The 23,469-nt window shown below is 33.6% G+C and carries 19 protein-coding genes; 15 read left to right on the top strand and 4 right to left on the bottom strand.

Features of this window, described 5'->3' with window-relative positions; genetic code table 11:
- The first annotated feature begins 21 nt into the window (after window positions 1–21).
- From DYH56_RS01735 to DYH56_RS01665, 15 genes are all read left to right on the top strand, one after another.
- Window positions 22–1,743, top strand: coding sequence for an AMP-dependent synthetase/ligase (locus DYH56_RS01735; RefSeq protein WP_114641126.1), 1,722 nt, complete (start codon window positions 22–24; stop codon window positions 1,741–1,743).
- A gap of 196 nt (window positions 1,744–1,939) precedes the next feature.
- Window positions 1,940–2,275 (top strand): hypothetical protein, encoded by a 336-nt coding sequence (locus tag DYH56_RS01730; RefSeq protein ID WP_114641125.1) that lies wholly within the window; start codon window positions 1,940–1,942, stop codon window positions 2,273–2,275.
- A gap of 60 nt (window positions 2,276–2,335) precedes the next feature.
- Window positions 2,336–2,617, top strand: a complete 282-nt coding sequence (locus tag DYH56_RS01725; protein ID WP_114641124.1) for a hypothetical protein — start codon at window positions 2,336–2,338, stop codon at window positions 2,615–2,617.
- A gap of 148 nt (window positions 2,618–2,765) precedes the next feature.
- Entirely contained in the window at window positions 2,766–3,122 is a 357-nt protein-coding gene (locus DYH56_RS01720) for a hypothetical protein (RefSeq protein WP_114641123.1), read from the top strand.
- Window positions 3,123–3,258: 136 nt separating this feature from the next.
- Complete coding sequence (locus DYH56_RS01715; protein ID WP_114641122.1) at window positions 3,259–4,890, top strand: Na/Pi cotransporter family protein; 1,632 nt, start codon at window positions 3,259–3,261, stop codon at window positions 4,888–4,890.
- A 283-nt stretch (window positions 4,891–5,173) separates the two neighbouring features.
- Entirely contained in the window at window positions 5,174–6,832 is a 1,659-nt protein-coding gene (locus DYH56_RS01710) for a DEAD/DEAH box helicase (protein ID WP_114641121.1), read from the top strand.
- Between the two features lie 151 nt (window positions 6,833–6,983).
- A complete protein-coding gene (mltG, locus tag DYH56_RS01705; RefSeq protein WP_114641120.1) occupies window positions 6,984–7,961 on the top strand; it encodes an endolytic transglycosylase MltG in 978 nt (325 codons plus the stop codon).
- A 17-nt stretch (window positions 7,962–7,978) separates the two neighbouring features.
- Entirely contained in the window at window positions 7,979–9,667 is a 1,689-nt protein-coding gene (locus DYH56_RS01700) for a B12-binding domain-containing radical SAM protein (RefSeq protein WP_114641119.1), read from the top strand.
- Between the two features lies 1 nt (window position 9,668).
- On the top strand, window positions 9,669–10,793 hold the full coding sequence (locus DYH56_RS01695) for a SpoIID/LytB domain-containing protein (protein ID WP_158539011.1): 1,125 nt from the start codon (window positions 9,669–9,671) through the stop codon (window positions 10,791–10,793).
- 299 nt (window positions 10,794–11,092) lie between these two features.
- Complete coding sequence (gene tilS / locus DYH56_RS01690) at window positions 11,093–12,448, top strand: tRNA lysidine(34) synthetase TilS (RefSeq protein ID WP_114641117.1); 1,356 nt, start codon at window positions 11,093–11,095, stop codon at window positions 12,446–12,448.
- Window positions 12,449–12,599: 151 nt separating this feature from the next.
- Window positions 12,600–14,714, top strand: coding sequence for an ATP-dependent zinc metalloprotease FtsH (gene ftsH, locus DYH56_RS01685; protein WP_199532950.1), 2,115 nt, complete (start codon window positions 12,600–12,602; stop codon window positions 14,712–14,714).
- Between the two features lie 64 nt (window positions 14,715–14,778).
- Complete coding sequence (locus tag DYH56_RS01680; RefSeq protein WP_114641115.1) at window positions 14,779–15,192, top strand: HutP family protein; 414 nt, start codon at window positions 14,779–14,781, stop codon at window positions 15,190–15,192.
- A gap of 78 nt (window positions 15,193–15,270) precedes the next feature.
- Window positions 15,271–17,562 (top strand): patatin-like phospholipase family protein, encoded by a 2,292-nt coding sequence (locus DYH56_RS01675; RefSeq protein ID WP_114641114.1) that lies wholly within the window; start codon window positions 15,271–15,273, stop codon window positions 17,560–17,562.
- A gap of 160 nt (window positions 17,563–17,722) precedes the next feature.
- On the top strand, window positions 17,723–19,042 hold the full coding sequence (locus tag DYH56_RS01670) for an APC family permease (RefSeq protein WP_114641235.1): 1,320 nt from the start codon (window positions 17,723–17,725) through the stop codon (window positions 19,040–19,042).
- 97 nt (window positions 19,043–19,139) lie between these two features.
- Window positions 19,140–19,493: a uracil-DNA glycosylase gene (locus tag DYH56_RS01665; RefSeq protein ID WP_233499972.1), complete on the top strand. Its 354-nt coding sequence runs from the start codon at window positions 19,140–19,142 to the stop codon at window positions 19,491–19,493.
- A gap of 120 nt (window positions 19,494–19,613) precedes the next feature.
- Here DYH56_RS01665 and nox read toward each other — a convergent pair whose 3' ends face one another.
- The 4 genes from nox to DYH56_RS01645 all read right to left on the bottom strand — a co-directional run bounded on the left by nox (window position 19,614) and on the right by DYH56_RS01645 (window position 23,465).
- Window positions 19,614–20,966: a H2O-forming NADH oxidase gene (gene nox / locus DYH56_RS01660; protein WP_114641113.1), complete on the bottom strand. Its 1,353-nt coding sequence runs from the start codon at window positions 20,964–20,966 to the stop codon at window positions 19,614–19,616.
- A gap of 209 nt (window positions 20,967–21,175) precedes the next feature.
- Window positions 21,176–21,523, bottom strand: a complete 348-nt coding sequence (locus DYH56_RS01655) for a cupin domain-containing protein (protein ID WP_114641112.1) — start codon at window positions 21,521–21,523, stop codon at window positions 21,176–21,178.
- Window positions 21,524–21,705: 182 nt separating this feature from the next.
- Window positions 21,706–22,293 (bottom strand): nicotinate-nucleotide adenylyltransferase, encoded by a 588-nt coding sequence (gene nadD, locus DYH56_RS01650; protein WP_114641111.1) that lies wholly within the window; start codon window positions 22,291–22,293, stop codon window positions 21,706–21,708.
- Between the two features lie 434 nt (window positions 22,294–22,727).
- Complete coding sequence (locus tag DYH56_RS01645; protein WP_114641110.1) at window positions 22,728–23,465, bottom strand: hypothetical protein; 738 nt, start codon at window positions 23,463–23,465, stop codon at window positions 22,728–22,730.
- Between the last annotated feature and the right edge of the window lie 4 nt (window positions 23,466–23,469).

Below are 23,469 nucleotides of genomic sequence, written 5' to 3'. Positions count from 1 at the left end.
TGAAAAAAGGAGAATTTAGATATGAAAACATTAAAAGAATGTATACTCAAAGCAAGGGAGAAATATAAAAAGGGTATATTTGTCAAATCAACTTTGAGAAATTATACATATGATGAAATAATAGAAAAAGTTTTAAAATGGGCTGGATATTTAACGAAAATAGGGATAAAAAAAGGAGACAGGATAGGAATAATAACTCCTAAATCTGTGGAGCAGTTAAAATCCCTTTATGCCGTATGGATGGCAGGAGGAATTGTTGTTCCCATAAATGAAAATAGCAGGGAGGCGGAATTAAAGTTTATACTGGAGGATGCAACTCCTAAAGTTATTTTAACAATTTCTTCATTGGAGGAAAAAATTAAAAATATCTATCCAGAGGCAAGGATTGTTCTGCTGGAAAAATTAGATGAATTATCTAAAGGTTCAATCTATAGAGAGGAATGTGAAACTAATTCAGAAGATACCGGAGCTCTGATATATACCAGTGGTTCTACCGGGAACCCAAAAGGTGTAATGCTTACTCATAAAAATTTGGTTAGTAATGGAAAGTCTATTGTTAATATAAAAAAATTAACAACCGATGACTGCCTCTATTCGATCCTGCCCTATTGGCATAGTTTTTCCCTGGCTGTAGAAGTTATAGGGTCTATAAGCAGTGGATCCAGCCTGGGATTTACAGAAAATTCAAAGAATTTCGTTGGAAACATCCCTCTATTTAACCCTACTATAATACTGGCTGTGCCCAGGATACTGGAAATAATAAAGGGAAGTATAGAAAAGCAGGTAAAAAATGCTGGAGCAGAATCACTGAAAAGCTATGAAAAATTGTTACAAGTTGCACCATTTGTAAAGGGGGATAGGTTTGATTTTATTCCCAATGAAGAATATAGACAGATCTATGATATCTTGGATAAAAAATTATTGGTGAAAATCAGATCTGTTTTTGGAGAAAATCTCAAAGAATTTATCTCTGGAGGAGCGGCACTGGATATAAATCTCCAAAGATATTTTGGTTATTTAGGAATACCTGTGATGCAGGGGTATGGGCTCTCTGAAGCTACACCAGTTGTCAGTGTAGATAGTTTAGAGGACTACTGTTACGGGAGTTCTGGAAACTTATTGGAGTGGCTGACAGATCAGCCATTTGGTGATTTCACCTTTTTAGATGAATTGGGAAATAGAGGGAAAGATCTTAAGGGGGAGCTGCTTTTAAAGGGCAGCTGTGTTATGAAAGGGTATTGGAATCATAGGGATGAAAGTGCCAAAGTTATAAAGGATGGCTGGCTCCATACTGGGGATACAGGTTATTATAAGGGGAGAAAATTATATATAAGCGGCAGAAAAACCAACATGATAGTTTTAAAAGGCGGCGAGAATATCCACCCGGAATTTATTGAGAATGAATTGAAAAAGTCAGATTTTATAGATGACGTAATGGTTATAGGAGATGGATGTAAAAATTTATATGCATGTTTGACAGTTCCAGAAAATTATGACGGAGTACATGAGGGGGAATTAAATATCTTATTGAAGAGTGAGGTGAAAAGGCTGACCAGTCACCTGGTTCCTTATCAAAAGCCTAAAGATATATTGTTGGTTTCCAGATTTACTGTAGAGGATGAAACTTACACAGGAACCATGAAGGTGCGAAGACATATGGTGAATAAAAGGGAAGGTAAAAAAATCCATAGATTTTTAGAGGAAGCGGGAGAAAAGACAGATTCCGGTGATTTTAAAAATTAAGGATGAAAAAGCTTGGATTAATTACAGAAAAAATGTATTAAAAATCATTTGAAAAATTTCACTCTAAAGGAATAACTGTTTATTTTTAGTAGTTAATAATATTGAAATCAATAAAGTCATTATTTTATTTATATTGTTATGCAATTTATAGTTAACTGTTAATTAGATAGATTGGTATTATGAGAGGGGGAGAAAAATGAGAAGTTTGATAAGAGCTCTGTGGTATGGTGATATTCCTTTGGTGATAACATATTGGCAGTTTGGTGTAATTGCCAATATATTTTTTAATATTATTTTTGCTTATATCGAACATGAAAATATCGGATTTTCTACAAAAGTTGGTTTTATATTTGTGTTTATTTTAAATGTTTTTGTTTTTATTTATACTGTTTTTATATGTGTTGCAATCTGGAGAAGTGCTAATAAATATGAGGGTCTACAGAGATATGCAATTCTCGCTAAGATCTCTGTACTGTCTGGTGCAGTAGAAGTTATTGGGGTCGTATTGGAGATGTTTGGTAATTTTAGATAAAGGTGGATAAAAAAATGGTGACATTTAGATATCAAGAATAAATTTATGGAGGTGTTTTTTATGAAAAAAGAATTTTTAGAAATATTAATGAAGAAAGATCATTTTCCGTGTAAATTAGATAAAAAAGATGGTGAATTACTGAAAAAATTATTTAAAAAAGATATAAAATTTCAAATGGATTCTCTAAATACAAAAAAAATTGATGATCTAGAATTTAGGTATACTTATGAGGAGGAGGGAATAAAATATATCCTTTTAGAGGAATACATTTTCAAAGAGGGGGAAACATTTTTATCTCTGGAAAATTCCATAGGGGTCGATTATTATTTTAACAAGATATAGCCTTATTCTGTTGGTATTTGCGTACAGTGGAATATGTTTTGGTAGAGACCCTCTACCTTCTCTAGAGGGCAGAACAATAAAAATTCAGGAAGATGATTCTCTCCTGGCTAGGATAAAGGTAGGGATACCAACAGAGTTTTATAGGAGGTTGGAGTTTGAAACAGGGGAAGCAGCCTATATTTCTATAGGAGTAAGCACAAAAATAATCCCTTATTATGCAAAAATAAAATATTTATTGGATCCAGAGGATCAATCTTCCCCCTGTTATTTGTTTTCAGCGGGAGTTAACTTAGTTGAAGGAGAGGGCGTAGATTTAGATAAGTTTTTGAATGATTTTAACCAGATGGTAAATTATGGAGTTGGTGTTGGTATTACCGTTAAAAATGTTGAGTTTGAGATATTATATGGAAAATATAACTACCAAATTATTGAAGTGACTCAGCAAGAGGAAGAAAATATATATAATTCAACAAGATTAACATTCAACTGTAAATATAGATTTTGAGCACTCAGGTGCTCTTTTTTTATGGACTTTTTACAGGCCTTATTGTATAATTTCACAGACTGTGTAAAAATCTTGTAAATTACATGTAAAGATTATGTAAAAAAACGTAGAAATAATTATTTAAAGGAGTAAAGAAATGGGGAATGCATTGAATATAATGCTGAATGTAGTTGGTGGATTAGGAATTTTCTTATATGGAATGGAAAATATGGCTCATGCAATGCAAAAAGTAGCGGGAGATAAATTAAAAAATGTAATTGCAATTGTGACTAAAAACAGGTTTTTAGGTGTTTTAGTGGGAATAATAATTACAATTTTAGTTCAATCTTCATCTGTAACGACAGTTATGGTAATTGGATTTGTAAATGCCAGTTTGATGAACCTGACTCAAGCTTTAGGGGTTATTTTGGGAGCCAATATAGGAACTACTGCTGTAGGTTGGCTGCTTATTTTGAAAGTAGGGAAATATGGACTTCCTTTAGCAGGGATCGGTGCTATCATCGGAATGTTTGCCAAAACTGAAAAAGGCAAAGAAAAATCAAAATTAATGATGGGAATAGGTTTGATATTCTTTGGAATGGAGCTTATGAAAAATGGGTTTGAGCCCCTTAGAGCTATGCCTGAATTTGTTGAAATGTTTCAAAAATTCCATGTAACAGGAATAGGAAGTGCATTTTTAGTAGCTATGGTAGGAGCTTTCTTAACTGCAGTGGTACAAGCTTCGGCAGCTACTTTAGGAATTACTATAATGTTAGCCAGTCAAGGGTTGATCGATGCACAAACTGGTGTAGCTATAGTGATGGGATTAAATGTCGGAACTACTATTACGGCATTTTTAGCATCATTTGGAGCCAAAGCTAATGCAAAAAGAGCAGCTTATGCACATACGATTATTAATATTTTTGGACTGTTATGGGTACTTCCGATATATGGAATATATACTAATATGATAGGTCATATTGTAGACCCTAGTGTAAATATAAGTGGTTTTTTAGCAGCGGCTCATACAATCTTTAATGTTACCAATGCAATCTTATTTATATTTTTGCTGACACCACTGGCTAATTTTTTAAAGAAATTAATCCCAGATGATGAGGTGAAGGTAAAAAAATATACACATCTAGATGTGAGGATGCTGGAAACTCCTACTTTAGCCATTGAACAGACAAAGGCAGAGGTAGGTTCTATAGGTGAGGATATAAAATTATCTTTAGAGATGGTAAAAAAAGTAATAGATAAAAATCTTTCAAAAAATTCTGATGAAATAGCAGAGGTATTTAGAATTGAAGAAAAAGCAGATATGGTTCAAAAAGAAGTAGCGGAATTAAATTCACAAATTTTAGGACTAGATATAGAACAGCACTTTGTTATGGTTACAAGAAAAAATATAGCTATCTGTGACCAATATGAGTCTTTAACTGACTATGCTGAGAGAATTATGAAAGTATATTCCAGGTTAAAAGAAAATGATTTAGTTCTCAATAAATATAAAAAAGAAGATATCTTTATGCTGCATGATGCAGTAGCGGATTTCTTTGAGTTGGTAAACAATGCATATATAACAAATAATGCAGATATAACAATGGAAGCGGTAAAAAAATCTACTGATATTACCAACATGTATAGAAAAGCTAGAAAGAGTCATCTAGACAGAATGGCACGAGAAAAGCCAAAACCTATGTTGAGTACGGGACATATGGATATATTAAATTACTATAGACGTTTAAGTGACCATATGTTAACAGTAGTAGAGATAATGAATATATAGATATAAAAGAGGTTTCCATATTCCATGGGGATCTTTTTTATTTATTGTTAGATAATTCGGAATTCGAAAAATGAAATAACGAAAAACATACACTTTTTGAAATAGTATTAGCTTTTTTTCAATTAATATGTTACACTGTGATGTTAATTTAAATAAAGGTGGACTCAAATTGTATTGATTTTAAGATCGAATGAATACCCACGTATGGAATAAATTGTTTGTAAAAGCATTATATAGAGCATAAAATTTGATCCCGCCTTAATAAAACATAAGGATGTGAACTATGGAAAAAATGGTAGAATTTAGAAAATTAGGATTGTCGGATAAGACATTAGCAGCGTTAGAAAAAAAAGGATTTGAAAAGCCAAGTCCAATACAGGCACTTACTATCCCGGCTCTTCTTAACGGTGAAAAAGATGTAATCGGTCAAGCACAGACTGGAACAGGTAAAACAGCAGCTTTCTCATTACCTATCTTAGAAAAGATGGATGAGAACAAAAGAGGAGTAAAGGCAATAGTTTTAGCTCCTACAAGAGAGTTAGCTATCCAAGTAGCAGAAGAGATCAACTCTTTAAAAGGTGAAAGAAGATTATCAGTACTTCCAGTATATGGTGGACAAGCTATGGACCAACAGATCAGAGCTCTTAGAAGAGGAGTAGATATCGTAGTTGGAACTCCAGGAAGAGTACAAGACCATATCAGAAGAAAAACTTTAGCGATAGATAACTTAGATTTCTTCATCTTAGATGAAGCAGATGAGATGTTAAACATGGGATTCGTAGAGGATATCGAAACTATCTTAGCAGCAACTAACGATGATAAGAAAATGTTATTCTTCTCAGCAACTATGCCTAACGAAATTTTAAAAGTAGCTAAAAAATATATGGGTGAATTTGATGTAATGAGAGTTAAAGCCACTGAGCTTACAACTAAAAATACAGAACAAATTTACTTTGAAGTAAGAGATGGAGATAAATTCGAAGCTCTTTGCAGAGTTGTAGATGTAGAAGTAGACTTCTACGGAATCGTATTCTGTAGAACTAAAAATGATGTAGATGGTGTAGTAAGCAAACTTATCGAAAGAGGATATGAAGCTGAAGGAATCCATGGAGATATATCACAAGCCCAAAGAGAAAGAACTCTTAGAAAATTCAAAACTAAAAACATAAATATCTTAGTAGCTACAGACGTAGCAGCAAGAGGAATAGATGTAAATGACCTTACTCATGTAATCAACTATTCTATACCACAAGAAGCTGAGGCATATGTACATAGAATCGGTAGAACTGGTAGAGCAGGTAAAAAAGGTGTGGCTATAACATTTGTTACTCCTAGAGAGATGGGAAAATTAAGCAGAATCAAAAGAGTAGCTAATGCAGAGATCAGAAAATCAACTATCCCTGAAATAGAGGAAGTTTTAAAAGCTAAGAAAGAAAGTTTATACGCTTGTGTAGGAGAGATCATTGCAGAGAAAGATTTCTCAGTATACTCTGAAATGGCAACTGAATTATCTGTAGAAAGTAATCCTATAGATGTAATCGCAGCTCTATTAAGACATGTATATGATGATGAATTCGATAAGGAAACTTATAGAAAAATCAGAAACAACATGAGATCAAATGAAAGAGGCGATAGAGGCGATAGAAGAGATAGAGATGATAGAAGAGATGGAAGAAGAGATGATAGAGGCGGTAGACAAACTCTAGATAACCAGACTAGATTATTTATCGGAATGGGTAAAAAAGACAACTTAGATGCTAAAAAATTATTAGCTATAGTTAATAAGGAAGCTAAAGTTCCAGGAAGAAAGATCAAAGATATCAAAATCATGAATGAATTTTCATTTATGACGGTTCCGTTTTCTGAAGCAGAGGATATTATCCATGCATTAAACGCTACTAGAAAAGGTGGAAGACCATTAGTAGAAAAAGCTAAGAACTAATATTTTTTAAGGGGAGGGAATTGTACCTTCCCTTTTTTAATGTTTTATTTTCCAGGGATATAGTATATAATATAAGGAGTATCACTTATAAAATTAAAGTAGATTAGTCGTTGAGGTTAGACTTGAAAAATTAAGAAGGAGTTGAAAAAAAATGAAAACGATAAAAATATTTACATTTAGTATAGTGATAATATTTTTTTTGGGAATGAGCACCTATTATTATGAAATCCATATGAAAAAAGTAGATATAAAAAAAGAGGTTGAATTTGCAAGGGGAGAAAGTGTAGGAGAGTTTTTGGATAAAGTTGGGATAAAACAAGACATTTTTTTAAAGATATATTTTAGAGTATCAGGGGTGTCCAGTGAGATAAAGGCCGGGTATTATAAGTTAGACAGGGAATATACAATATCAGAGTTTTTTAAGATCTTAAAAGAAGGGCGTTTTCAGATGATCAAAGTGACCATTCCAGAGGGATTTACAGTGGAACAGATAAAAAAACTCTTAATATCTAAGGGAATGATCACTGAGGTGGAATTTCAAAAAATCTTAAAGGAAGTTAAATTTCCATACCCTACTCCTAACAATAACTTTGAAGGATATTTTTTTCCTGAAACATATTATTTCGCTATGGGATCAAATCCCAGGGTAATAATAGATACCATCTTAGGAGAGTTTTTAAGGGAATTCCCGGTAGAGAACTACGGAAAAAATGAAAAAGATAAACAGAATTTTTATGAAAAACTGATCTTAGCCTCAATTATAGAAAGGGAAGCGGTATTGGATATAGAAAAACCTCTGATTGCATCGGTATTTTACAACAGGATAAAGAAAGGGATGAGGCTGGAATCTGATGCCACGGTAAACTATATATTTGGATATGAAAAAAGAAGGATCTACTATAAAGATCTCAAGATAGAATCTCCGTATAATACCTATCGAAATCATGGATTGCCCCTTGCTCCCATTGGAAACCCTGGAAGTTTAGCTATAGAAGCTAGTCTGAACCCCGCCAGTACAGGATATTATTTTTTTGTAGCCACATATGATGGGACAAATAGTCATCATTTTACAAAGACATACAGGGAACATGTGAACTATCAGAAAGAGAATAAGAATAAACCAAAATAGAGAAGGGGTAAATAAATATGAAAAACATAACACTTTTAGGGATAAACAGTAAATTTGTTCATACAAATTTAGCTATCAGATATATAAAAAAAATGATAGAACAGGTGGAGGGATATAACCTTACCATGGTGGAAAGCAGCATCAATAACCAGCTGCCAAATATTATCAGAGAAGTAATAGAATCAAAACCAGAGATATTGTTGGTATCTACATATATTTGGAACAGGGAATTTGTATTCAAAATAATAGTGGAATTAAAGAAGATAAATCCCAATCTGAAGATCTATCTAGGCGGGCCGGAAGTGTCATATAATGCTGCAGAGGTAATGGAAACTTACAGTGAGGTAGATGGAATAATAGAAGGAGAGGGAGAAAAAATAATAACCAACCTCCTGCAAAAAGAGGAAAAAGATGTCTTGGGGCTTTATTATAGAGATGAAAAAAATAAAGATGATATAAAGTTTAACGGACATGAAACTCCCATAGAAAATTTAGATATAATACCATTTCCCTATGAAAATTGGGAATTAATGGAGAACAAAGGTAAGATATTTTACTATGAATCCACCAGGGGATGCCCATTCAGGTGCTCATACTGTATGTCTTCCATAGAAAAAAGTGTGAGAAGTTTCAGCCTGCCCAGGGTAAAAAGAGATCTTATGACATTTTTAGATGCAGGGGTGAATTTAGTAAAATTTGTAGATAGAACTTTTAATTTAAAGAAAGATCACTATATAGAAGTATGGAAATTTTTAATAGAAAACTACAGGCCGAATACTACATTTCATTTTGAGATAAGTGCAGATTTATTTGATGATGAGGTAATAGAATTTTTAACTACAGTGCCAAAAGAACTATTTCAATTTGAGATAGGGGTGCAGACCATCAATGACCGTACTATGAAGTTGATCAGACGTAAAAATGATTTAGAGAAATTATCGAAAAATGTAGTGGCTATAAAGGATAATATCCATCTGCACCTTGACCTCATAGCAGGTCTGCCAAAAGAAGATTTTGAGACCTTTAAGAGTTCATTTAACTATGTGTATGATTTAAAACCTGAGATGATTCAATTGGGATTCTTGAAGATCCTGAGAGGTACCGAGATATCCGGCCAGATAGAGGAATTTGACTATAAATATATGGGATTTCCACCCTATGAAGTTATATCCAACGATGACATTACCTATGAAGAACTCCTAAAATTAAAGGATGTAGAGGAAGTATTAGACTTTTACTATAATTCAGGTGACTTTATAAAGAGTGTGGATTATCTGATAAATAATTTTTATAGTTCACCCTTTGAATTTTATCTGGACCTGGCTGATTTCTATGAGGAAAAGGACCACTTTAAGGTATCCCATAAAAAATTAGCTATCTTTAACTTTTTGGTGGATTTCTACAATGAGAAGAAGTTTGGAGATGGTGAAAGAAAAACTAGGTTTATAGAATATCTAAAATTTGATTATATCAATTTAGGGAAACCGGGAAAATATCCAGAGTGGTTTATATCCTCTAAGGATAGAGACCATTACCATGAAGTGGTGGAAAAACTGGTGGAGGAATCAAAATTTAAAAATAACAGGCAGGGATTTAAAAATACAGAGATGGAGGAGTTTGATATAGACATCTTCACAGGTGAAAGAAAAAAAACAAAATTGTTATTTATATATGAAGGAAAAGAAACTAAAATACAGGAGTGTTAGGATGAAATTACTCTATATATTTTTATTTATTGGTCTGACAATCTATGGGGAAGAGTATATACAGGATGATCTAATAGTAGGAATCAATCGTTTTAAAGGAAAAAAAATATATATAAGCTCAGAGAATGAAAGTGCTGTTATAGAGATAAAATCGAACGAATATTATACCCATGAGTTAAAACCCGGGGATATCCAAACTATATCAATGAGCGGAGATAAGATAAAATTTAAAGATAAAGAATCTCCTAAGATCTACCTATACAAGGGGGCTCCCGAAACAATTATAAAGATCAGTCTGGACGGAAAAACATTCAGCAGATATAGGGGGGATTTTGAATTTATTCCCTATAAAAACAATGTGCTGCCGTTAAATAGTGTCCAATCAGAGGATTATATATATTCTGTAGTTCCATCGGAGATAGGGCATTATTTTCCTGAGGAAGCTATAAAAGCCCAGAGTTTAGCTGCCAGGTCGTATCTATATTATGGATTGAGGTATTCAAAATATGATGAATTTGACCTGTTTGACAATGTAAATTCTCAGATGTACCTGGGAATGGACAGGGAAAATCAGAAGATAAACTCATCCATAGATACTACCCGTGGAAAGGTTATATTATATGACGGGGAACCGATAAATGCTCTCTACTATTCTACCAGCGGGGGGGTAACAGCTAATAATGAAGATGTATGGGGAGGGAATTCCACCCCATACCTCCGATCGGTCAATGACAGGGGGAATGAATCCAAGTCACCCAGATTAAAGTGGGAAGTTAAAATTTCTAAAAATGAAATTTCTAAAAAATTTGGATTCGGGGTAAGTGGTCTCAAAGTCATGGAGGTCAAAAGTAACAGGGTAAGTAAGATCAGGGTATACGGGGATAAAAACCAGATTATAACAGGGAACAAATTTAGGAGTATAGTTGGATATGGGAAGGTATACAGTACTCAATTTAGGGTGAAATCCAGCGGAAACTACTTTGTATTCACTGGAAAGGGATCAGGACACGGAGTTGGGATGAGTCAATATGGTGCCTATGGTCTCTCTAAAAAAGGAAAAACCTATGAGGAGATACTCAAACACTACTATAAGGGTGTGGAGATAAAGGAGTATAAGAAAAACTAACTAAACCTCACCCAATAAACACCAATAACTAACAATTCAGAATTATCAATGAAGAACCTAAGAACTAAAAGATTTAGACATGAATTAACACGAAGTGCACAGAGGAAAAGAAAGAGAGCTCGCAAAGGGGATCAAAACCTTAGTGAGCTTAGTGTAAGGGTTTTTAATCTGTGCTAATCAAAGCTGCTATCAGATCTAATCCGCGTTCTATTAAATTTGTGAAAATTAGTGTAGATTAGTGGCAAAAAAATATAATAATTAGGTATAGATGTAAAATTAGGTAAAAAAGGAAGTGTATTATGGATTTAAAAAAATTTGAAAGACTAAACAGTGAGAAAAAACTGATAGAATATGGAGATAGGATAATTATAGCCATGTCTGGGGGACCGGATTCAGTATTTTTATATAACCTCCTAAAAAAAATAAAAGATAAGATGGATCTTAGAATATACTTTGCCCACATAAATCACGGCCTCAGGGGAAAAGATAGTGACGGGGATGAAAAATTTGTTATAAAATTAGGAGAATCAGAAAAGGTACCTGCCTACACAAAAAAAGTTGATATCAAAGAATATGCTAAACTCCACGGTTTATCTGAAGAGGAAGCCGGGAGGGAAGTGAGATATGGTTTTTTTAGGGAATTAAAGGATCGATTAGGAGCCACCAAGGTAGCTCTTGCTCACAATGAAGATGATTTGGTAGAGACCTTCATGTTTCGTCTTATCCGTGGGACATCTTTTAAGGGTTTAGAGGGAATTCCGGTGGTGAGGGAATTTTTTATACGGCCTGTTTTAAGTTATAGAAAAGAGGATATCTTAAAATATTTAGATGAAAATAAAATAGGATACTGCATCGATAAGACGAATTTTGAGAATATTTATACTAGAAATAAGATCAGGTTAGATTTAATTCCATCTATAGAAAAAGAATATAATATTAATTTTAAAGAAAAAATAATAAATTTAATTTCAGATATAGGGGAGTTTAATGGTATTATTAATAGTAACTTGAAAAAGTACACAAAAAATGATATTTTAGATGTAAGGGAACTAAAAAAAGAGGAAAAGTTTATTCAACGGACCATTATCTCGGAATACCTGCAAAAATTTGATATATCTGTGAATAGAAATAAAATACTTGAAGTACAAAAGCTTATCTATGCTGATGGAAGCAAGGAAATATATGGAAATTACAGATACCGTATCAAAAAGACATATGATATTCTAGAAGTAGTAGAAGTGGAAAAAATAAAATTTAATGATCAATTAATTGAAAAATTAACTGTTCCTGGAAGTGTTCTTTGGAATAACTACAAGATCAGTGCTGAATTAATTAATGAAGATCAAAAATCCAAAGAAGGAAAAAATGAATTTTATTGTAAACTAAGAAAGGATGATATTTTAACAGTCCGTTCAAGAAAAAATGGGGATAAATTTTACCCTGTTGGGATGCACGGAAGAAAGAGATTAAAAGATTTATTTATCGACTCTAAGGTTCCAAAAGAGGAGAGGGATTTTATTCCAATTATTACTAATTTGGATGAAATTCTATGGGTAGGGGGAATTAGAGGAGACAGGCGTTTTGAAGATTTAAAAAAGAATACTGCAAAACTAAAAATTGAAAAAATTGAGGAGGTTGACTTCGGTGGAAAATAACAACAACAATGATTTAAAGGATGATTTAAAAGACGGTTTAAAAGATGAAAAAAAAGATGAAAAAAAGAAGGAAAATGTAGAGGATAAGGACACTGAGTACAATGAATTAGAGGAAAGAAAGAATGAGCTTAAAGAGAGATTGAAATACGGCATGAGAAAAAAGAAAGGTAAAAAAACTAATAATGAAAATGGTGAGAAGGGTTCTAAAAAAGAACCACAAAAGAAATTTAACTTTAAAACAGTAATAATGCTGTTATTCGTTGTCACAATAATTATGTCACTACCATCAATGATGGATAGTGCTAAAACGAAAGATCAAAAGATAATTAGTTATACAGAGTTTTTGAAAAAAGCTAACAATGGAGAATTTAAGGTAGTTCAAGAAAAAGAAGGTTATGTAATCGGAAAAAAACAACTAGAAGATACATCGGCATTCAGAGCTAGAATGATATCCAACAGAGTTTCCCAAGATCCTAACCTTATGAAAGCCTTGACTCAGACAAGTGTTGAGATAAAGTCTGAAGATCCTGCTAAGACACCACTTATCGTTCAAATACTTATCTCATGGTTCCCGATGTTATTGCTTGTTGGAATCTGGATATTTATGATGAATAAGATGAAGGGTGGATCAAATAGCGGTCCTAGTGTATTTAATATGGGGAAATCCAGAGCCAAAGATAATGGTGAAAATATCTCCAATGTTAAATTTGATGATGTAGCAGGTATTGAGGAAGCTAAGCAGGAATTGGTAGAGGTTGTAGATTTCTTGAAAGAACCTGAAAAATACAAAAAAATAGGAGCAGCTATACCTAAAGGTGTATTATTGTTAGGAGCACCAGGAACAGGTAAGACTCTATTAGCAAGAGCAGTAGCAGGAGAAGCAGCAGTGCCATTCTTCACTATATCTGGTTCTGAATTTGTAGAGATGTTCGTAGGAGTAGGAGCCTCTAGAGTAAGAGATCTATTTAATAAAGCTAGAAAAGCAGCACCTTGTATCGTATTTATCGATGAGATAGATGCAGTAGGAAGAAAGAGGGGATCTGGTCAAGGTGGAGGAAACGACGAGAGGGAACAAACTTTAAACCAACTCCTGGTAGAGATGGATGGATTCAGCAGCGAAGAAACTATAATAGTAATCGCTGCAACTAATAGACCTGAGATCTTAGATAAAGCTCTTATGAGACCGGGAAGATTTGACAGGCAGGTTGTAGTAGATAAACCTGATATCAAGGGAAGAGAAGCTATATTACATGTACATATTAAAGGGAAAAAAATAGGAAAAGATGTAGATCTGCATACACTGGCTAAAAAGACTCCTGGATTTGTAGGAGCAGACCTTGCCAACTTATTAAATGAAGCGGCTATACTGGCAGCCAGGCAGCATAGAGATATTATTATGATGGAAGATTTAGAGGAAGCATCTGAAAAAGTTTCCATTGGTCCTGCTAGAAAATCAAGGGTAACAGTGGAAAAAGAAAAAAATATAGTTGCATACCATGAAGTGGGACATGCAATGATTCAAACTTTCTATAAAGACACAGTAGATCCTGTTCATAAGGTAACTATAGTACCGCGTGGAATGGCAGCTCTTGGCTATACAATGAGTTTACCAACAGAAGATAGATACCTGAGAAGTAAAAAAGAGTATCTGGCTGATATCAGAGGATTGTTAGGTGGAAGAGCTGCTGAAGAGGTAGTCTTTGGAGATATTACAACTGGAGCCAGTAACGATATAGAAAGAGCTACAGGAATAGCCCATGCTATGGTAACTAAATTAGGGATGTCTGATAGATTTGGACCTGTACTATTGGATGCTACCAAAGAGGGAGATATGTTCCAAAATAAGATCTATGGAGAAGAAACAGCAAAATCTATAGACGAAGAGATCAGAAAGATGATCAATGATGCCTATGATGAGGTAAAAACTACCCTTAGAGATAATTATGACCTATTGGATAAGATCTCTAAATCTTTATTGGAAAGAGAGACAATAACAGGAGAAGAACTTAATATCCTTATGAGTGGAGGAGAATTAGAGCCATTAAAACCATTAAAAGATGTAGTAGCTAAGGGAATAGATGAACTAAAAGAAGAATTAACTAAAAAGGAAAAAGAAGAATTAGCTAAAAAGAAAAAAGAACTAACTTCTGATTCAGATAATTCTCCTTTAGAAGTTGAGGAAACTGAAACTGAAAACGAAAACGAAACTAAAGATGAAAGTGAAGATGAAAAAACAGATACAGATATAAAAGAAGAAGAGAAATAATATAAAAGGGTTACCTTAAAAAGGGTAGCCCTTTTTCTAAGAAAATAAAAGTAGGAGGAAAAGGATGAAGGAAAAAAGTTATGAAATTTCTAAAATAGCTATAAATATGGTGCTTACAACCAGGGAAGAGGAAAAAAAATTAAAGGAAGAATACAAAAAAAATGGAATATTAACAGCAGCGGTAAATATAGGCGGGAAGATGCCGGATATGACCATTAAAATAGTAGAAAATTCCATAGTGGCTGCAATAAAAAATGGATTAGTAGAAGATAACAGGAGTCATAACGGGATCATAATAGGAGCTGTAAGGGATGCTCTAAATCAAGTTAGCAGTAAGACTAATGGTTTTAATGTAGGAGGTAAGATTTCACTGGTAAGGATAGACGAGGATATCTCTGTGGCAGTACTGTTAAATATTGGGATATTACATCTAAATGAAGTAGCCATTGCTACAGCACATAGAATAATAAATAAATAAGATCAAAGGCTACGATATATAGTTTCATAATTCATGTATTTTATTATATAGCTCTATTTCATTATACAAGGAGATATTATGAGGTTTAAAATAGTTATTTTTTTATTTGGATTGATGTTTTTGACGGGATTTTCAGAGGCAATGGGGTATCACAAACTAAAAATATTGGAACAGAAGATATCGGGAAAGGAAATAGAATTAGAAAAATTAAAAGTTCTACACCAGGAAGTCTTAGAAAAAAAAGAAAATATGGAAAGACCTCCTAAGATAGGTCTGGTTCTCAGCGGAGGAGGAGCCAAGGGAGCTGCCCATGTAGGTGTATTAAAGATCTTAGAAGAGTATAATATCCATATAGACTATATAACCGGAACAAGTTTCGGTAGTATTGTAGGAGCTCTTTATGCTGCTGGTTATACAGCAGATGAGATAGAGAAAATCATACTTAATATAGACTGGGATTCATTTAAAAACGATAACCAGGCCAGGAAGTACACTTCTATAGTTGATAAGGATAAGCGGGAAAAATATTGTTTTAATTTAGAAATAGATGAAAACTGGAAATTAAAATTTCCAAAGGGTGTATTGACTGGAAGGGCATTTTATTTGGAGTTGAAATCACTCTTTATAAGAGTAGAAGAAGTAGATGATTTTGATAATCTGCAGATACCATTTAGAGCCATTGCCACCAATATTAATACTGGAGAGAGACAGGCTATAGGAAAAGGAGATTTAGCCAAGGCAGTATTTATGAGTATGACTATTCCAACAATTTTTGAACCTGTAAAAGATGATGGTGAGTTTTATATAGACGGTGGGTTAGTAGATAATTTACCTGTTCAAGAGGTTTTAAATATGGGAGCCGATATTGTCATTGCAGTAGATATAAGTGCTGATGAAACTATAATTAAAGAAAATTCTAATTTAGTTGAAATAATGGATAAAATATCAACCTATAGGAGTGAAAAAGAGTTTAAAGAAGCTACAGAGTTGGCCGATATATTGATAGTACCAGATGTGAAAAAAACTTCGGTAGCAGATTTTTCAAATTTAGAAACTCTTATAGAAATGGGAGAGAGAGAAACAAAAAAACATAGGGAAGAGCTGGTGAAATTAAGCAGAAGTAAATCAAAAAAAACACCTGAATCAAAAGATATAAATAATGAAGAAATAGAATTTGAAATAGATGAGGTAGTCCTTGTAGGAAATAAAAGTGTGACTAAAGAAAAAATATTGGGGATTTCTAGAAAGGGAATTCCAGGGAATTATACTCAGGAAGAATTAAATTTATGGATGAATAAGATAAATGCACTATATGTTATCAATAGATCTTTTTATAGAATAGAAGATAAAAAATTAACTATAGAAATCCAAGAAACTGAAACTAGATATTTGAGATTAGGGATCAATGCCAGCAGTGATTTTGGGGCTGCCATAGGGATAGCAACGGAAATCTCTACTTATGGACTCCTTGATAATGACTATATGGTAACGGCAGAAATATCTAAATACCCCAAGTTGGAATTTAGAGGAGTTTCTGAGTATAATTTTAAAGAAATCCAATATTTAAGTTCTATAGGTTTTGGTGCTAAAGCTAATCCCCTTTTTATATATGATAAGGCGGATAAAATTAGTGAATATGCTAATGAGAGTGTCTATATAGATGGAATACTAGGGACTGCTGTATTCAATTCATATTCTTTAGGGACTAAGATTGAATATATAATGTCTAAAAATGAATATGAAAGCGGTTCTAAAGAATTTAAATCTAAATCATCCTGGGATTATTATAAAGGATATATTTTCATAAAGTCAGACAGCAGGGATGATTCGCATTTTTCAGATGAAGGTGTAAAAAATGATCTGAGTTTATTTACAGGTGGAGATATTGAAGGCAGCGGAAGTGTTGAATTTAGCGGACTCTTATTTGATATGCATCAGCATATTCCAATTAAAGAAAAATTTAATCTCGAGTTATTTATCTCTGGGGGAAAGATGGATGGGACAGAAATACCGGAAAATGAGTATTTTAAAATAGGCGGGCTGAGAAATGATTTAAAAACAAATCTATTTTCCTTTTATGGAATGAATGCCATGAGGAAATATGCTGAAGAATTTTATATGGCAGGAATCAACCTAAGATATAAATTAAATGCGAGTGTGTATATCAATATGAAATACAATACTGTTACATATGATACTCCTACAGATTTAATAATAACTGAAGATAGTAAGGCAGGAGAAAATTTTAAACATGGAGTAGGAATTGGTCTGGGGTGGGATAGCTTAGTCGGGCCTTTAGAAATTGTGGTTTCCAATGATTCAGATGCAAGGGGAATGCTCTTATCAGCGTTTTTTGGTTATGAATTTTAAAAAGCTAAAAACATGAAAATTGACGTATCTTTAAATTCATGATAGAATAACTAAAGTTTTTTATATCTAAAATGTAGAATAAGTATTAGAGTATTAGAGTAGGAATTAGGTGTGAAAAGACTAAAGTATAGAAATTAGGAGTGTGGTATTAGTGAAGGAAATGAAAGAAACAAAATTACATGAAAAATATGGAATATCGGTGGCAACAGCAATGGTAATTGGAATAGTGGTGGGAATAGGAATATTCTTTAAGGCAGAGGCTATACTAAAAGCATCTAGTCTAAACCCGAAAGTTGCTATATTAGCGTGGGTATTAGGTGGAACTATTACCATCTTGGCAGGTTTAACAGCAGCGGAATTGGGAGCAGCTATCCCGGAAACAGGTGGACTAGTAGCTTATATCAGAAGAATTTACGGAGACTTTGCCGGATTTATGACTGGATGGATGCATGTAGTTTTATATCTGCCGGGGTTAGTGGCGGTACTGGCATATTATACCGGGTTCTTTGCGACTATATTTTTAGGAATAGAAAGCACTCCTACAAATGTAGCTATGATATCTATCCCGGCATTTATATCGGTCTTTGTTATCAATTTATTTATGGCTAAATCTGGTGGTAGGCTGCAGACTTTAGTAACAGCAGTGAAAATAATTCCACTGGCAGGATTACTTATTTTTGGTTTATTAAATGGAGCAAATCCAACACCATTTAGCGTGGCCCCAGGAATAGATTCACCATTTAGCATGAGTTTAGTATTAGCAGCATTGGTACCGGTAATGTTTGCTTATGATGGCTGGATGTTAGCTTGTAGTATAGGTGGAGAAATAAAAAATCCAACGAAAAACCTGCCTAGGGCAATTATCTTTGGATTAGGTCTGATTATAGTTTTATACGTAGGATTAAATATCGCTTTACTTAAGACTTTGCCGGCTAATTTACTGGCAGAACAGGGAACTGTAGGAGCAGCTAATCTTTTATTTGGACCAATTGCAACTAAAGCTATCTTTGGTGGAATAGTCATATCGGCATACGGGACATTAAATGGACTGACACTGGCAGGAATAAGATTTCCTTATACCCTGGCGATTGAGGGACATTTTCCTATGAAGAAGCATTTTTCAGAAGTAAGTACAAGGTTTGATACACCATTAAAATCTGGTTTTTTAATAGGGACGATAAGTTTTCTTTATCTGATAGCACCATTTATAATCGGAATGAGTATTGATATATTTGCTGACATTCCAGTAGCAATTATATGGGCTTTTTATTCAGTGTTGTTCATAGGACTCATCATACTGAGAAAGAAAGAACCTAATTTAGTAAGACCATATAAGGTTCCGTTATACCCAATCATCCCGGTACTGGCTGCAATTGGTGGAATAGGAATAACAATAAGTGCCACAGTAAATCAACCGTACTATATGTTATATTCTATAATTATAGTTTTATCAGGAATTCCATTTTATAGGAAAAAATAAATAAGTATAAAAAAGCTCCTAACTATAGTTAGGAGCTTTTAAAATTTACATTTTTTTATTTTAGAAATACGAAAAATACTAAGGGGTGGTCTAAATTATGAAAATAAAATTAGACAATTCTTGGTTAGAATTTTTAAAGGAAGAATTTCAAAAGGAGTATATGAATAATCTAAGTGATTTTTTAAAAAAGGAGAAAGGGGAAGGGAAATTAATTCTGCCGAAACCTTCCCAGTGGTTTAATGCTTTAAATTCCACTCCTTTAAATAAGATAAAAGTTGTTATTTTAGGGCAAGACCCCTATCCTACTCCAGGACATGCTCATGGGTTGTGTTTTTCAGTTTTACCGGATGTAAAGCCCCTTCCCGGGTCTTTAATAAATATTAATAAGGAATTATATGATGATTTAAAAATTGATAATAGCCATTCATCCTTCACCACTCTCAGCCTATAGGGGATTTTTTGGAAGCAGACCTTTTTCCAAAACTAATGACTATTTAAGATCCAAGGGAAGAGAGGCAATAAATTGGCAACTTTAAAGAGAAGAGGCTCAAAGAGCCTCTTCTTATATTTTTTATAATTTACCCAAGGCTAACAATCCAGCTTTTGTAATGAAATTATGCGGCTGGTTAAAGTGCGGGAGGAAAAATGTATCTGTAAGTGCTAACTTATCCATAGTATATCTTTCCTGTATAGCTAAACTAAAGAAATGTAATGCTAATGTAATATCTGAAGTAGATGCCATTTGTGCTCCTACAATTCTCTTGGTTTCCTTTTCCCAGACTACTTTTACTGTGATCTCATCATTTTCCGGCATGAAAGCAGATTTGATTAAATCTGTGAATTCAACCGTTTCAACATTCATTCCTGAACTTTTTGCTACACATTCAGTCAATCCGGTAGAGGATAAGGTCAATCCAAATATATGGATTGCGTTAGACCCCTGTACTCCCTGCATCTCAAGTGGTGTACCACAAACATTGTGACCTGCAACGATTCCTGTTCTGACAGCGTTAGTTGCAAGAGCAATATTTTCAAATTGTTCCGAGGCATTGTTGTATACGGTAGCACAGTCTCCTATTGCATAGACGTCTTTAATACTTGTTTCCATCCTGTTGTTAGTGAGGATAGCTCCTCTAGGTGTCAATTCGATACCTGTATCCGCTAAAATTCCTGTATTGGGTTTGAATCCAATAGACATGAGTACTAGGTCGGTATCGTACTCACCCTTAGTTGTGATGACTTTACTAACCTTCCCATCTCCTGCAAATTCAGTAACAGTTTCTCCTAATTGCATGATGATGCCATTTTTTTCTAAGTTAGCTCTCATCATCTCCTGGAAATTAGAATCGTAATATCTGTTTAGAACATCCATATCGTTGATTAAAGTAACTTCCTTTCCATTTTCTTTGAAAGCTTCTACTAATTCGATTCCTATATATCCGGCTCCTACCACAGTAACCTTCTTAATAGATGGGTCCTTTATCTTTTCAATTGCAGACTGTGCATTTTGGAAGATCTTAGCATACATAATGTTTTCTAAATCATGTCCCGGTAAAGGAGGTAAGATAGGCCATGATCCAATTGCAAAGATAAGCTTGTCATAAGTTTCAGTCTTCATTTCTCCAGTGTCTATATCTTCAACTTCTATAGTTTTTTTATCAAAATCTACATTTTTAAAATCATGCTTCATATGAACCTCTGCTCCAGCTTCACGGAGTGATTCAGGGGTAGCGTAGAATAACCCGTCTCCAGAATCAATTACTCCGCCGATCCACAGTGCCATTCCGCACCCTAAAAATGAGATGTTATCATTTTTATCATATGTAACTACCTCATGGGTATCTTTATATTTATTAGCTATCTCAAGGATGGAATGAGTTCCTGCATGGTTTGTTCCAATTACTACTACCTTTTCTTTTTTCATATTTATACACTCCTTTTGGTTTAATTATAATTTTATAATTATTACAATACTTATGTGATTAATATATCATTGAATGTACTTCATGTCAAATTATTTCTTTTGTTTTTTCTAAAAAACTCAATTCAACGTCTGAAATAGAAGTATAAAAAAAGAGCAACTCACAAGTAGATTTTCTACTTATGAGTCACCCTATATTACCCGTCATGTCCCTACTTTTCAACTATGAAAGCCAAAAATTTTAATTTTGTATCGCCTATATTTTCCAATGAATGGGAGTGCCCGGAACCTGTATAAACTAAATCTCCGGCACTGACTTCTTTTACCACACCATCATCGATAACCCTGCCCTGCCCTGCGATAATGTAGTAAAACTCCTCATCATCTATATGGGAGTGTTCTCCTATCATAGCTCCTATCTCAAGGTCGTTTGCCATGACGATTTTTATCTTATTGGTAATTTGATCACCTACAAGATATTGCATTCCATGGATAAGACCATGCCCCCCACGAGGTTTTTCACTGGTTACTTTTTTCGTGTCACATTCTCTGATTATCATAATTTATTGCCCCCTTTATATAAAAATTTTATTTGTTGTCACGAATTCCCCTTCCTTTTATGGTTCCCCCTAGGGGAACCAAAGTTTGGATATAAGAGAAAGATAGCATAGCTATCTTTCTCTTAACTTTTGAGGTTTTAAACCCTTAAATTAAAATTTTTCTTCACGTAATTCGTGACAGGTTATCTATACAAGTTATGCTCTCTTATATATTCTTCTACTTCTGGAGTTATATAATCTTCCAATGGTTCGTTGTTTTTTATTTTTTCCCTGATCAGGGTAGAGCTGATATTAAATAGTGGTGCTTCAATAGTCAGAAGGCCATGGATAGTGGACTGATAGCCCTTTCTTTTGAAAAAAACAAATTTACAGAGATCAACCATCTTTTCATAATTTTTCCAACTGGTTAGATACTCTGCGGAATCTTCTCCGATAATTTCGTATATAAGGCTGTCAGGGTGGATCTCCGCGATTTTCAGGAGGGTATCATAGGTATAGGATACCTTTTCAGAAATTATCTCATAATCGCAGGGGAAAAGCTTTTTGTTGTTTAAACAGACTAGTTTTATCATAGCCATTCTATCCTGACCGCTAACGAAGTCATTATCACATCTATGACAGGGAGTTCCCACAGGAACAAGATATAATCGATCTAAATCAAGTTTTTCTATGGCCAGATTCGCCATCTCCATATGTCCCCTATGGACAGGATTAAAACTTCCACCGAAAATTCCTATTTTTTTTATATTATTATTATTATTATTATCCATATATTAACATCCTTTTTTATCTAGTTAATACTTGTGTATCACGAATATACCTTTCTTTGCCATCAAGTTTATACGAATATTTAATTTCTCTATTACTTTAATAAAGAAATTAAAATGTATCACTAATTTATAAAATTTTACTGTTATATCACAGAAGCTTTTTGACACAGATGACACAGATTCCTCAGCACAAAGATACCGAGATAAAGAGTTTCACAAAGAAAATCCTTCAACTTTAATTATGATCGGTGTTAATTAGTGGCTAAATCTTTCTTTTCCTCTGTATTCAATCTTTTAAATCTGCATCAACCTGTGATTATCAACTTGAGATCTGTGTCATCCGCGTTCTATTTTCTTATATTAATTCGCGTCATTCGTGTAATTCGTGACTGTGCCTTTTAATCTTTTTATTAGTGAATATTGGTAGCTAATTTTTAGTATTTAATTTTTTCTTTCAGGATCTCTGTATAGATCGCTTCTTTTTTATATGTAAATTCATTTAAGATCTTTCCATAACTAGAGACTGCTGAAGAATCTATAGTTTTAGATACTGCGATTACTTCCATCTTAGGTGTAGGAGTGAAATTAGTGCTGCTTACCCTCTCAAAATCATTGAATTCAGATCTTCTTTGCAGGAGATATGACATCCCCACATAAAATACTTCATCTGAAAAATCATTGTCTTTCATGAGTAGGTATAAGCTCCAGGCCATAGCTGACTTTTCACTGTCTATATCCTCCAATAAAACATAATCAAAGAGCATCTTAAAGAATAATTGTCTATCTCTTAAAAATAGTTCCTTTCCATACTTAAGACCAAAAACTTTATCCCCGCTGGCCATGATTTTATTGAAATTATTAGTTAAAGTATCCATAGAATACTTAGATAACCTCTCTATTTTTTTTATCTTTTCCCTCTGAGTCAGGTCGACCATTTGTTCTAAAAGGGTCTCTATGATCTCTTTATAGTTATCGCTATTTATAGTTGTTATCAGTGGGAGAGCATGATTCATTGGCTTTCTTTTAATAGTTCCATCACAATCGATAGTAAAATATGATCTTTTTCCTAACCCTTCTGCGACAGCTTCGATTAATTTTAATTTTCCGCCTGTAAGATAAATTTCATAAAATTTATCTATATTTTTTTCTCTTATATCGTCTATTTGAAACATTATT

Origin of the sequence: Psychrilyobacter piezotolerans, assembly GCF_003391055.1 — a bacterium.
GTDB classification, from domain to species: domain Bacteria; phylum Fusobacteriota; class Fusobacteriia; order Fusobacteriales; family Fusobacteriaceae; genus Psychrilyobacter; species Psychrilyobacter piezotolerans.
Note: the sequence above shows the minus strand (reverse complement) of the source record. Positions and strands in the feature narration are given on the sequence as shown.